11 protein-coding genes and 1 tRNA gene are annotated in these 13,093 nt (G+C 41.9%); 10 read left to right on the top strand and 2 right to left on the bottom strand.

Going from position 1 to position 13,093, the window contains the following annotated elements; all coding sequences use genetic code 11:
- Positions 1–53: 53 nt before the first annotated feature.
- The 5 genes from thrA (at position 54) to rpe (ending at position 6,915) form a co-directional block, all read left to right on the top strand.
- Positions 54–2,474: a bifunctional aspartate kinase/homoserine dehydrogenase I gene (thrA, locus tag INQ51_RS11795; RefSeq protein WP_233378171.1), complete on the top strand. Its 2,421-nt coding sequence runs from the start codon at positions 54–56 to the stop codon at positions 2,472–2,474.
- Between the two features lie 114 nt (positions 2,475–2,588).
- Entirely contained in the window at positions 2,589–3,800 is a 1,212-nt protein-coding gene (locus INQ51_RS11800) for a cofactor-independent phosphoglycerate mutase (protein ID WP_233378172.1), read from the top strand.
- Between the two features lie 110 nt (positions 3,801–3,910).
- Positions 3,911–5,236 (top strand): threonine synthase, encoded by a 1,326-nt coding sequence (thrC, locus tag INQ51_RS11805; RefSeq protein WP_233378173.1) that lies wholly within the window; start codon positions 3,911–3,913, stop codon positions 5,234–5,236.
- A gap of 151 nt (positions 5,237–5,387) precedes the next feature.
- Positions 5,388–6,254, top strand: coding sequence for an RNA polymerase sigma factor RpoD/SigA (locus tag INQ51_RS11810; protein WP_119439509.1), 867 nt, complete (start codon positions 5,388–5,390; stop codon positions 6,252–6,254).
- A 10-nt stretch (positions 6,255–6,264) separates the two neighbouring features.
- On the top strand, positions 6,265–6,915 hold the full coding sequence (gene rpe / locus INQ51_RS11815) for a ribulose-phosphate 3-epimerase (RefSeq protein ID WP_233378174.1): 651 nt from the start codon (positions 6,265–6,267) through the stop codon (positions 6,913–6,915).
- Here the strand turns inward: rpe and INQ51_RS11820 are convergent.
- Positions 6,895–7,161 carry a hypothetical protein gene (locus INQ51_RS11820; protein WP_233378175.1) on the bottom strand — a complete coding sequence of 89 codons (267 nt, stop codon included), beginning with the start codon at positions 7,159–7,161 and terminating at the stop codon, positions 6,895–6,897. The two genes, rpe and INQ51_RS11820, sit on opposite strands and share 21 nt — an antisense overlap.
- A 3-nt stretch (positions 7,162–7,164) precedes the next feature.
- Complete coding sequence (feoB, locus tag INQ51_RS11825; RefSeq protein ID WP_233378176.1) at positions 7,165–9,630, bottom strand: ferrous iron transport protein B; 2,466 nt, start codon at positions 9,628–9,630, stop codon at positions 7,165–7,167.
- 145 nt (positions 9,631–9,775) lie between these two features.
- Between feoB and INQ51_RS11830 the strand changes: the two genes are divergently transcribed.
- The 5 genes from INQ51_RS11830 to INQ51_RS11850 all read left to right on the top strand — a co-directional run bounded on the left by INQ51_RS11830 (position 9,776) and on the right by INQ51_RS11850 (position 12,930).
- On the top strand, positions 9,776–10,528 hold the full coding sequence (locus INQ51_RS11830; protein ID WP_233378177.1) for a hypothetical protein: 753 nt from the start codon (positions 9,776–9,778) through the stop codon (positions 10,526–10,528).
- Positions 10,509–10,811 carry an MTH1187 family thiamine-binding protein gene (locus tag INQ51_RS11835; RefSeq protein WP_233378178.1) on the top strand — a complete coding sequence of 101 codons (303 nt, stop codon included), beginning with the start codon at positions 10,509–10,511 and terminating at the stop codon, positions 10,809–10,811. Before INQ51_RS11830 ends, INQ51_RS11835 begins: the two co-directional genes overlap by 20 nt.
- A 70-nt stretch (positions 10,812–10,881) precedes the next feature.
- Positions 10,882–10,954, top strand: a tRNA-Arg gene (locus INQ51_RS11840).
- 289 nt (positions 10,955–11,243) lie between these two features.
- On the top strand, positions 11,244–11,810 hold the full coding sequence (locus INQ51_RS11845) for an RNA polymerase sigma-70 factor (RefSeq protein ID WP_233378179.1): 567 nt from the start codon (positions 11,244–11,246) through the stop codon (positions 11,808–11,810).
- 88 nt (positions 11,811–11,898) lie between these two features.
- Positions 11,899–12,930, top strand: coding sequence for a FecR family protein (locus INQ51_RS11850; protein ID WP_233378180.1), 1,032 nt, complete (start codon positions 11,899–11,901; stop codon positions 12,928–12,930).
- Positions 12,931–13,093: the final 163 nt, after the last annotated feature.

Genomic DNA, 13,093 nt, shown 5'->3' on the forward strand with positions numbered 1-13,093 from the left:
GGTGAATTGTTTCTGTCGATTCACCCGGTTTTTTTTATAAGCTAAAATTAAGTATGAAAGTCTTAAAATTTGGCGGGACATCCGTAGGTTCTGCCACCAACATCAAAAAAGTAAAAGAGATCGTTCTTTCGCAGAACGATGATGTAATTGTTGTAGTGTCCGCATTGGGCGGCATAACCGATAAAATCCTGACGGCAGCGAACAACGCTGCCACGGGTACCAGCGACTTTCATACGGAACTTACGGAAATCCGGCAGCGTCACCACGATACAATGCACGAGCTTTTTAACGGAAATGAACCGATCCGAGAGGTGGTGGAAAAACTGCTGGATGAACTGGAGCAAATTCTGACCGGTATTACACTGGTGGGAGAACTCACTGCCAAAACCCTCGACCGCATTGCGGGGATTGGCGAGCGGATGTCGTCGCAAATTATTGCCGCTTTTATAGGCGCCGAACGAAAAGATTCTTCTTTGCTTATTCAAACTGACAGTAACTTCGGAAAGGCTTCTGTTGATTTTCAGGTTACCATTAAAAATATAAAGGAAGAATTTGCCGGTTTTAAAGGAATTGCGGTTGCTCCGGGTTTTATTTCGAAAAACAGCAAAGGCGAGTTTACTACGCTGGGCCGTGGTGGTTCTGATTTTACGGCTGCTATTATTGCCGCCGCACTCGATGTGGAGGTACTGGAAATATGGACCGATGTAAATGGCTTTATGACTGCCGATCCGCGTGTGATCCGAAAGGCTTATACCATTCCGGAACTTACCTACTCCGAAGCAATGGAATTGTCGCATTTTGGCGCAAAAGTGATTTACCCGCCAACCATTTTGCCGGTTTATCAGAAAGGAATTCCGATCCTGATCAAGAACACTTTTGAACCCGAAAATCCGGGAACACGGATCGTAAAAGATGTGAGGAACGGCTTCGACCGCCCGATCAAAGGAATATCATCGATTTCAGGAATTACGCTGCTTACTATGCAAGGAATCGGTATGGTGGGAGTTACCGGTATTTCGATGCGGCTGTTTACTGCCCTGGCAAAGGTAAACGTAAATGTGATCCTGATTTCGCAGGCTTCGTCGGAGAACTCCATTAGTGTGGCCATCGAAGAAAAAATGCTAAGCAAAGCTGAGCAAGCCATTTGCGAAGAATTTGAGAAAGAGATTGCCAGCGGTCAGGTAAATAAGATTGATATCGAGAAAGAAGTCTCAGTGGTGGCGATTGTCGGAGAGAACATGAAAAAAACAACAGGCGTTGCCGGAAAGTTGTTTTCAACCATTGGCCGTAATGGGGTAAACATTATTGCAATTGCACAGGGCGCCTCGGAGTTGAACATTTCGTGGGTGGTTAAAAACGAAGAGCTTCGCAAAACCCTGAATGTGGTTCACGAATCGTTCTTCCTTTCCGAGTTTATGGAGTTGAACATCTTTTTGATGGGAATCGGAACCGTTGGTGGAAATTTATTACAGCAGTTAAAACAACAACAGGAAAAATTGCTGAAAGAGAAACATCTCCGTGTAAAGTTGACGGGAGTTGCCAACTCGAAGAAAATGCTTTTTGAACGCGAAGGGATTGACATTTCCGAATTTCGTGATAAGCTGGCGCAGGCCGAGAAAACATCGTCGCTGCAAGGTTTTGTCGACGAGATGAAAGACATGAATATTTATAATTCTGTTTTTGTGGATTGTACGGCTTCTGATAACGTGGCGTCTGTGTACAAAGAGATTCTGAATGCCAACATTGCCATTGTTACAGCAAATAAAGTAGCGGCATCTTCCGATTATGAGAATTATGCAGAACTCAAAAGAATAGCCAAACGGAAAGGAGTGAAATTTCTTTTCGAAACCAACGTTGGCGCGGGATTGCCGATCATTAATACGTTGAATGACCTGGTGAATTCGGGCGACCGTATTTTAAAGATTGAAGCCGTTTTGTCGGGGACACTGAATTATATCTTTAATACCATTTCAGAAGATATTCCGTTAAGCAAAACCATTCTGATGGCGAAAGAGGAAGGCTATTCAGAGCCTGATCCGCGTATTGATTTAAGCGGGGTAGATGTGGCGCGCAAAATCCTGATCCTGGCACGTGAGTCGGGATACCGGATTGAAATGGAGGATATTTCTATCAAGCGTTTTGTGCCGGATACCCTGTTTGATGGAACGCTGGATGAATTCTGGGAAGGTGTGCCCGCGCTGGATGCTGCTTTTGAAGCAGAACGGAAAAAACTGGTTGCCGAAAATAAAAAATGGCGTTTTGTGGCCCGTTTTGAAAACGGAAAAGCCGAAGCCGGCCTGGAAGTGGTGGATGCGAGCCATCCTTTTTACGACCTGGAAGGAAGCAATAACCTGGTGATGTATACCACCGAGCGTTACCACGAATTTCCGATGCTGATAAAAGGATACGGTGCAGGAGCCTCTGTAACTGCGGCGGGTGTTTTTGCTGATCTGATCAAGGTATCCAATATTTAATTTTTTTAGTGATCGGAATTTTCGAAAATTAATTGTTACTATCCCGGCATACCTTCGCTTTTTGTTCAATAAAACGAGGTAGCCGGATATTATACAACCAAAAAATCTGGAAAAATGAAGTACCTGATTATACTCGGCGACGGCATGTCGGACGAGCCTTTACAAGCTTATGATAACAAAACTCCCTTGCAGATGGCCAACAAACCGCACATCGACTGGCTGGCCAAAAACGGACAATCGGGAATGCTGAAAACGGTACCTGATTCGATGCATCCGGGAAGTGAAATTGCCAATATGGCGGTTCTTGGTTACGATGTGGAGAAGGTTTTTGAGGGCAGGGGAGTACTCGAAGCTGCCAGCATGGGGGTTGAACTTAAACCGGGCGACCTTGGCTTACGTTGCAACCTGATTTGTATCGAAAATGAGCAGGTGAAAAATCATTCTGCCGGACATATTTCCAATGAAGAAGCGGCAGAACTGATTCATTTTCTCGACGAAAAATTGGGCAACGACCGGGTGAAGTTTTATGCCGGTGTTTCTTATCGTCATTTGCTGGTGATAAAGGGAGGTGTCAAAGAGGTGAAAACAACGCCTCCGCACGATGTGCCCGGAACGCCCTTTCGCGATGTTTTGCCGGTAGCGAAAACAGAAGCGGCTGAAGGAACCACCGAACTACTGAACGAACTGATCCTGAAATCACAGGATTTGTTAGCGAATCATCCGGTTAATCAGAAAAGAAAGGCCGCCGGAAAAGATGCTGCCAACAGCATTTGGCCGTGGTCGCCGGGTTACAAACCGGCCATGCCAACCCTGCAGGAAATGTTTGGAATTGGAAGTTCCGCGGTGATCTCTGCGGTTGATCTGATCCATGGAATTGGGGTGTACGCCGGTATGAAAGTGATTCACGTCGAAGGTGCAACTGGCTTGTATGACACCAATTACGAAGGAAAAGCCAAAGCAGCGATTGATGCGCTAAAAGAAAATGACCTGGTTTATCTGCACATTGAGGCAAGCGACGAAGCCGGCCATGAAGGCGATGTGGAGCTGAAAACCAAAACGATTGAATACCTCGATCACCGTGTGGTGAAATACATTCTGGAGGAAACTGCCAAAATGGAGGAAGAAGTGGCGATAGCCATTTTGCCTGATCATCCAACTCCCTGTGCTTTAAAAACACATACGCGTGATTCTGTCCCGTTTAGCATTTACAAACCCGGAATGACGCCCGATTCGGTAGAGGTTTACGATGAATTTGATCCGCGCAACGGAGCTTTGGGGTGGTTAAAAGGAGATGAATTTATCCGGACATTCCTGGGTAAATCATAAACAGGTAGCCTCGTAAGAGCTGACACGACGGAAAACGGTTTATTAAATTTATGACATAAGTCATATTTTGTGGTCGGTTCGTGTAGCTGTGTAACGCTAAAATTTTACTTTTGAACTTAGTTATGAAGTATTACAGTACCAATAAAAATACGCCCGAAGTTTCGTTAAAAGAAGCAGTTGTAAAAGGCCTGGCTGCCGATAACGGACTTTTTATGCCCGAAAGAATTGAAGCGTTCGATCCTTCTTTTTTTGAGAACATTCAAAAGCTAAGTTTTCAGGAGATTGCCTACGAAGTGGCTTTGAAATTTTTTGGAGAAGACATTGAGGCACCAAAGCTGCGCGAGATTGTTTTTGACACGCTTTCGTTTGATTGCCCTGTTGTAAAAGTGGACGGAAATATTTATTCGCTTGAGTTATTTCACGGCCCAACACTTGCCTTTAAAGATGTGGGGGCAAGGTTTATGGCACGTTTACTCAACTATTTTCTGGGGAAAAAAGAAGAGCTGGTGAACGTTTTGGTTGCCACCTCAGGTGATACCGGAAGTGCTGTTGCCAACGGATTTCTGGGGGTTGAAGGTATTCACGTGCACGTGCTTTATCCCAAGGGAAAGGTAAGCCGTATTCAGGAAGCGCAGTTTACAACGCTGGGGCAAAATATCACAGCACTGGAGATCGATGGTACTTTTGATGATTGCCAGCATCTAGTGAAAACAGCCTTTCTGGATAAGGAGTTGAACGAGAAAATGGTTCTTACGTCGGCCAATTCGATCAATGTGGCGCGTTTCCTGCCACAGGCATTTTACTATTTTAATGCTTATGCCCGCTTGAAGGAGGCTGGTATTCTGGAAAACAAAAAATTGGTGGTGGCTGTTCCGAGCGGTAATTTTGGAAATCTTACCGCTGGTTTGATTGCCGCTGAAATGGGACTTCCCATTCAGCAATTCATTGCAGCCAATAATGAAAACGATGTGGTTTTCGAATACCTCAAAACCGGAGAGTATAATCCAAGACCATCGGTTGAGACCATTGCCAACGCTATGGATGTGGGCGCACCCAGTAATTTTGCCCGTATCCTTGATTTGTACCAACATTCGCATAAACTGATAAGTGAAAAAATAAAAGGATTTCGCTATTCCGACAGTGAAATCAGAGAAGTGATTGACCGGGTTTATTTAGAAACCGGTTATTTGTGCGATCCGCACGGTGCCTGCGGGTTTCAGGCATTGAAAGAATTTATCTCCGGCCAGCAGGTGGGTGTTTTTCTGGAAACGGCTCATCCTGCGAAGTTTACAGAAACGGTAGAGGCCGTAATCGGAAACGGCAAAGTGGAATTGCCCGAGAAATTGGCTGCATTTATGAGAGGTACTCGCAAGGTAGAAAGTCTATCGGCTGAATACGAGCAGTTTAGAGTATATTTATTGGGTATGTGTTTCTGAAATGATAAGTGAACAAATTAAGGATAGTTCTGTTTAAAATTAGTGTTATTGCTAAACCTACAGTACATTAATTGAATTAGAATACTACATTTGTAGTTGAAAGAACCAAAAGGACTATGTTTCTTTTAGTAAATGTTAACGAAATCAAATTATGAGGCAGCTTAAAATTACCAAGCAGGTCACTAATCGCGATACCCTCTCGCTCGATAAGTACTTGCATGAGATCGGGAAGGTAGAGTTGTTGTCTGCAGAAAAAGAAGTTGAACTGGCCAAACGCATAAAAAAAGGAGATCGCGCAGCTTTGGAAATATTGATCAAAGCAAATCTGCGCTTTGTTGTTTCGGTCTCCAAACAATACCAGAATCAAGGCTTAAGCCTACCCGACCTAATTAATGAAGGCAACCTGGGGTTAATAAAAGCAGCGGAACGATTTGACGAAACCCGCGGCTTTAAATTTATTTCCTATGCCGTGTGGTGGATTCGTCAGTCGATTTTGCAGGCATTGGCCGAACAGGCGCGCATCGTAAGGTTACCTTTGAATAAGATTGGGTCGATCAATAAAATCAACAAGGCCTTTAATAAACTGGAGCAGGAGTTTCAACGCGAACCCACTGTTGAAGAACTAGCTGAATTAATGGAGATGAAGCCTGATTTGGTGGAAGATTCCATGAACTTCTCCAACGTTCATGTTTCGATGGATGCTCCGTTGCGGGAAGAGGAAGCCAACAATATGTACGATGTGATGATGAACGAAGATTCTCCCGATCCGGATGAAAAACTGATGGATCTGTCGTTACGTCAGGAAATTGAACGCTCGCTGGCAACGCTGGGGGAGCGGGAAGCAGAAATACTTCGCTACTATTTTGGATTGAAAGGTTATCAGCAACATACCTTGGAAGAGATCGGAGACGAATTCGGACTGACCCGCGAAAGAGTAAGGCAAATCAAAGAAAAAGCAATTAAGAAGTTAAAAAACCAATACCGGAACAGATTATTAAAATCTTATCTGGGCAAATAAACCGTATTTAATGAAGCGACTGGTCGCACCCTCCATTCTATCCGCAGATTTTAACCATTTGGGAAAAGACATTGAAATGATCAACCAAAGTGAAGCAGACTATATTCACTTTGATGTAATGGACGGTGTTTTTGTACCCAATATTTCATTTGGTATTCCGGTTATTGAACATGTAAACCGTATTGCAGAAAAGCCACTTGATGTTCATCTTATGATCGTGAATCCGGATCATTTTATTGAGCCTTTTGTAAAGGCAGGAGCGTCGATTGTTACAGTGCATTACGAAGCTTGTAAGCATCTGCACCGCACGGTTCAGCTTATTAAATCGTTTGGAGCGAAAGCCAGTGTTTGCTTGAATCCGCATACTCCGGTGGCTGTTCTGGAAGATATCATTCAGGACTTGGATATGGTGTTGCTGATGTCGGTCAATCCCGGCTTTGGAGGGCAGAAATTTATCGAAAATACCTACAAAAAGGTAAGACAGGTGAGAGAGCTGATTGATTCGGTAAACCCAGATTGTCTGATTGAAGTGGATGGCGGAGTAAACTTTGAAACCGGAGCGAAGTTGTTCGAGGCCGGCGCCAATGTTCTGGTAGCCGGAAGCTTTGTTTTTGGTGCAGAAAATCCGGCAGAGATAATTTCAGGACTGAAGCAACTTTGATTTTTGCTCCACCTGGACACATTCATCAATGTTTTTCTGAATAATGTATTTGGGCAGATCGCGTAACTGGCAATCTGCCGAACATTCTCCGCAATTGTGGGCGTGAATGCTGGCTGGATTAACGGGGCCTTTTTGAGCTTGAGCCTTGGGTTTCTTCTTTTTGATGCCCAGTTTCTTCGCCATTTTCAGCGCGGCAATGGTGACAGCCGATCCAATGATCATGTATGTAATAACTTCCTGTAGCATGGCTTAAACAATCATGTTTCCGACATTATACACTATAAACGCAGCAACCCATGCCAGGGTTGTAGTATAAATAACAGAAAATGCAGCCCATTTCCAGGAACCTGACTCATTTTTAATGGCGGCAACCACGCCGATGCACGGGAAATAGATCAGGATAAATATGAGGAAAGCAAGCGCAACGGGGCCCGTAAAGGTTTTTTCTCCTTTGTGTTTGCCGGTCATGTGCACTTCATCCTGAAGCTTTTTCTGAAGGCTTACGGTGGTTTCATCGCCTGATGTCTGGTACAAAACACCCATGGTACTTACCACTATTTCTTTCGCAGGAAGTCCGGCTAGCAGAGATATACTCATTTTCCAGTCGAATCCCAGCGGGCTCATTACCGGTTCTATAACTTTTCCAACCCGGCCGAGGTAAGAATTGATCAGCCTGTCGGTTTCCTGTTCCTGTTCAACCAGCACAATCTGTTCTTCTTTTGACGATTCACTCAGCTGGCCGTTTTGCTCGATGTGGCTGATTTTCTCAGCAAAAAGCGCAGTATTTTCTGATTCGCGCGGGAAGTATTCCAGTGCCCAAATAATGATGACTCCCAAAAGAATAATCGTTCCGATTTTTCGCAGGTAATGCTGGGTTTTGTCCCACATGTGATAAATTACATTGCGAAGTGTAGGCATCCGGTAGGTGGGGAGTTCCATTACAAACGGCGTCTCTTTGTTTTTGAAAACCGTTTTGTTGAGGATCTGGGCCGTTAAAAAGGCGAACACGATTCCCACTGCATAAATGCCAATCAGTATCAAAGCCTGGTATTTCGAGAAGAATGCTGAAATAACTAAAATATAGACAGGTAGACGAGCACTGCACGACATAAACGGAATGATCAGCATCGTTAAGATGCGGTCGCCCCGGTTACGCATCGAGCGGGTAGCCAAAATAGCCGGTACATTGCAGCCAAATCCCATGATCATTGGGATAAACGATCGTCCGTGCAGCCCGAAACGGTGCATAATATTGTCCATAATAAAGGCGGCGCGGGACATGTATCCCGATCCTTCAAGCAGTGAAATAAAGAAGAACAGAATGAGAATATTGGGCAAGAACACCAAAACGCTTCCGGTTCCGCTAATAATGCCGTCTACCAAGAGATCTTTCAGCATTCCGTCGGGGATAATATTGGATACAAAAGTGCCCAGTTTTGATATGCCCAAATCAATCCAGTCCATTGGGTAAGCGCCCACGGTAAAGGTTGTCCAGAACATCAGAAACAACAGGGCCGTAAAAATCGGAAATCCCAGGTAGCGATGTGTCAGTAAGCCGTCGATTTTCTCGGAGCGTGTTTTTTCTCCTTCAATCGGATTGCTGTAGGTTTCTTTCAGTGCCCCGGTAATAAAGCTGTACTTGGCATTGGTAATAACAGTTTCACTATCTTCGTTTTCAAGCAACTCGATTTTGGCTATTTCTTTGTCGGTAATCTCACGTATTTCCTTGTAATTCGCATAATCCGACAGTAATTCCAAAATTTGCTTGTCTTTCTCGAACAGTTTGATCGCAATAAAGCGGGAAGAGATCTTGTCGGTAATCGGTTTGGTTTCCTTTACCTTCAACCTGATCTTTTGAATGGATTTTTCCAGTTCCTTCCCGTAATTGATGTGTACGTGGCGTGAGGTCTTGTCTTTGCCCTCAAAAACATCAATTACCTTGTCTACAATGGCATCAATCCCTTTTCCTTTCGAGCTGACGGTTGGAATGATGGGAATTCCCACCAAACGAGCCAGGCGCTCCTGGTCAAGTTCCAGCTTGTTTTTCTCCATTTCATCAAACATGTTTAGCGCAATAATGGTGCGCAAATCCATGTCGATCAGTTGGGTAGTAAGGAAAAGACTCCTTTCGAGATTGGTGGAGTCCAGTACATTGATAACAATATCGGGTGTTTGTTCGTAGATAAACTTTCGAACAAAAATTTCCTCGGTTGAATAGGCCGTTAAGCTGTATGTTCCCGGAAGGTCATAAAAGTTAAAGGTATATCCTTTGGCTTTGAACGTTGCTTTGTGGATACCAACGGTAACACCGCTGTAGTTTCCTACCTTTTCTTTCGATCCGGAAATAAAATTGAAAAGCGTTGTTTTACCGCAGTTGGGATTGCCAACCAGCGCAATATTGATGGTACGGGTTCGCTCCGATTGATTGATCAACTCAATGTTGCGATCAATCGTACCTTCAAAGTTGTCTTGTGCCTCCAGGTTAAATTCCTGAAGGGAAACAACTTCTATCAGTTCCGCTTCCGATTTTCGGAGCGATACATTGTAATTCAATATCTTAAATTCAATCGGGCCATTGAAAGGGGAGTCCTTAATCACTCTGACCTCTTTCCCGCGGATAAATCCCATTTCAGAAATTCGTTTTCTGAAAGATCCATGGCCTAATATTTTGGTGATTATTACCGGTTCGTTATGTTTTACCTCACTCAGCTTCACTTTTCCCTCGCCTTCCTATTCTTGATTTAAATTAAATAAAAATAAGCGAACAAAGATATTCAATTTGTTATCATTTAAAATAAAATAACAATGTTCTTCACATAGTAAGTTCAAGTAGTTACTTTTGTTCAAGGAGAGACAGGATATGGAGGAAGACAAATTTTATCAAAACATTCAGAAAGCACTCGAGGATTTGCCTGAAAACTACAGTATTCTGGAGGAACGGATCGATATTGAGGTTCAGATGAAATACTTTGAATATGCAAAATCGAACCGGGAAAAAATGGATGCCAAGGGATGTTTTGAACACAGGGAAGAGCTTTTCGAGGAAAATACAGGGGAGGACCGTAAAAAGGAAATACTCACTTCGATTGCCGTTTACGATGACGTGAAAGCTTATCGTACACTCGAAAAATTTGTGGCAGAATCGGAGGGTGAAGTAAAACAATGGGCGATACTGGCTTTACAGGAAAGTAGAATGTTGTTGCAAAGTTCGTTGCTCGACGAACAACAGTTTTTTATTTCAACCGGTCTGGGGGGAAAAGGAAAGAAGCTAAGGTACTTTGTGGTTTTCTTGAACCGTAATACAGAAGAACTACTTTCTTCAACACAACAGAAGCTGTTAAAAGACGAGCTCGCTTTTGAGTTGAACAAGCACGAAGGCATTTTTGAGTCGATGGACTTTATGGAAGGTTTTTCATCGGGCTTGGTGATGCTTCCCTTAACGGTAGAAATCCGGTCGGTATTTCAGAATGTGATTGAAGAGTGCAATCAATATGGTGGATTTTTACAGGAAGATATGATCATTACCAACGTGAAAGTGTTGTCGCGGGGAGAAATTATTCAATTATTACATCAAAAAAAGAACGAAAACAAAGATGAATTGGAAGAAAAATAAAATTAATGTGGCCATTCAGGTGTTGCCTGAAGCAGAAGGAAAAATTAAATATTCGCTGGTTGATGAAGCCATCAAAGCTATTGCCGATTCCGGTATGAAGTACCAGGTTTGCCCGTTTGAAACAGTGGTGGAGTGTGATTATGAGCAGCTTCCGGTTTTGCTGGAAACCGTTCACCAGGCTTGCGCCAATGCAGGAACCGAGAAGATGTTGACCAATTTGAAAGTGCAGGTAAACTTCTCGAACGATGTTGCCATTGAAGATAAAATGGAAAAATACATTTAATTTTTCCTGAGAGTTTCGATTTTTACAAATTAGTTATATATTTGCACCGCTTTTAAGGCAAAACGCCAACGGCCCCGTAGCTTAATGGATAGAGCATCTGACTACGGATCAGAAGGTTGGGGGTTCGAGTCTCTCCGGGGTCACCTTCTAAAAAAGAGCTGAAGTTTTCTTCAGCTCTTTTTATTACTCGTTTTTGGATGGAATATTCTCGGATCAATTCAAAATTTATGCGTAAAATTTGTTTCCCTCAGAAATTTCATTCGGCCCTAAAATGTTTATAAGTGTTATTTTGTGTTAAGGGATAGACTATCAGCTTATTACTCGATCTCTTCTTTTTTTGTATTTAAACCTTTTTTAATAATTAGGATTACTAAACAGGTTTGGAATGATATTTTTATATTTTAGCGATGACTAACTATTTAACTAACAACATTGGACGAGAAGTTTATTTTGCAAGGCCTCAACGCAAAAAATAAGATTGTTTTCGATTTTGTTTTTCATTATTATTATTCAGGACTGTGTGCATATGTTGAGAGAATTGTAAATGACATAAATATCTCTGAAGATATTGTTCAGGACTTCTTTATAACTCTTTGGATAAAACATGATCAACTCCAAATTTCTACTTCTCTTAAAAATTATCTGTTTACTTCAGTAAGAAACCGTTCTCTTGATTATTTGAAAAGCCAGAAGAATAAAACACTGCATTTAAACTCAGCAATTGATACGAAAAATTATACTGAAAATCTTTCCACTTTTTGGTTTGCAGAATCAGAACTGGAAGCACTGTTCGAAAAAAGTCTTGAAAAATTACCTCCCCGTTGCCGTGAAATTTTTGTGCTTAGTCGAATTGATGGAGTAAAAAATCAGCAAATAGCTGAAAAATTAGGTATTTCAAAGCGGACAGTTGAATTGCAAATTAGCAATGCATTAAAACTTTTGCGTAAAGATTTGTCCCCGTACCTGCCCATGTCTCTGCTTTATGTTTTTCTGAAGTAAAAAAAATCAAAAGTATATATGTGTTTGTAGATAGTTAATCGTCTTTCTAGTGTAAAGAGAAAAGATTGCACTTGCAAAGAACAGATAAATGAAAATCCAAGAAATTGAGGACTTACTACCTCGCTATTTTAAAAACGATTTAAATAAAGAAGAAAGGCAAAAGGTGGAGGAATGGAGAGATGCTTCAGATGAGAATGGGCAACTTTTTAACGATACCTTTAATGTTTGGGAAGGAATGGAGCATCTTCAACGTATGAAGAAGTATAATTCTGAAAAAGCGTTGGTGACTATTAATCGAAAAATTGAAACTATTAAATCGCCAAACCTTTTTACTCTTCTTCAGAAAGTAGCTGCTGTATTAATACTCCCCCTAATTATTACAACACTTTATTTTGCTACAAAGTCCCCTGCACATCAAATGCCCGAAACCGAATGGTATACTGTAAAAACTCCTCCAGGAAGCCGTTCTGAATTTTTGTTGCCCGATGGCACAAAGGTTTACATGAATTCCAAAACAAGTTTAAGTTATCCTGTGGCTTTTAATAAGGCCACACGCGACGTTAAATTGACTGGTGAAGCGTATTTCGAAGTGGCTGAAAATAAAGTACAACCATTTATCGTGAATACAGGGAAGATAAACATAGAAGTGACTGGCACCGAATTTAAAGTATCCAATTACCCGGAGGAGCTTTTAACCGAAATAGTCTTGGCATCAGGAAGTATCAACTTATTTCAGGGAGTATATTCAAATGAAAAAGAGATTATTCATTCCATGTTACCGGGAGAAAAAGCAAGTTTTTGGAGTAATGAAAACAAACTCTATCTGGATAATGTGGATGTAGAGAAATACATATCATGGAAGGAGGGAATTCTTATGTTCCGTGATGATTCGATGAAGGAAGTTGTAAGGCGTTTAAATCGATGGTTTAACATTGATATTAAGTTAATTGGCAATGACCTGGATGATTACGTATATACGGCAACATTTGAAGATGAATCATTAACCCAGATATTGGATTTGTTAAAGATGTCTGCTCCAATCGAGTATTCAATTAAACCAAGAAAAAAGAATGACGATAAGACATTTCAGAAGATGGAAATCGAGATAAGAAGAAAATAGATTAAAACAAAAGGGAGGCATTGGCCTGCCTCCCTTTTACTCTTGCCTTTCTCTTTTTAGCCGAAAGAAAAAGGATAAACTAAATATTAGTATTAATTCAAAAGCAAAGTAAACTTATGAAAAAAAATTGTTATGACAACTGGCTTAAGCTCAAAAAGCTCTG

Origin of the sequence: Maribellus sp. CM-23 (genome assembly GCF_021354595.1) — a bacterium.
GTDB lineage: Bacteria > Bacteroidota > Bacteroidia > Bacteroidales > Prolixibacteraceae > Draconibacterium.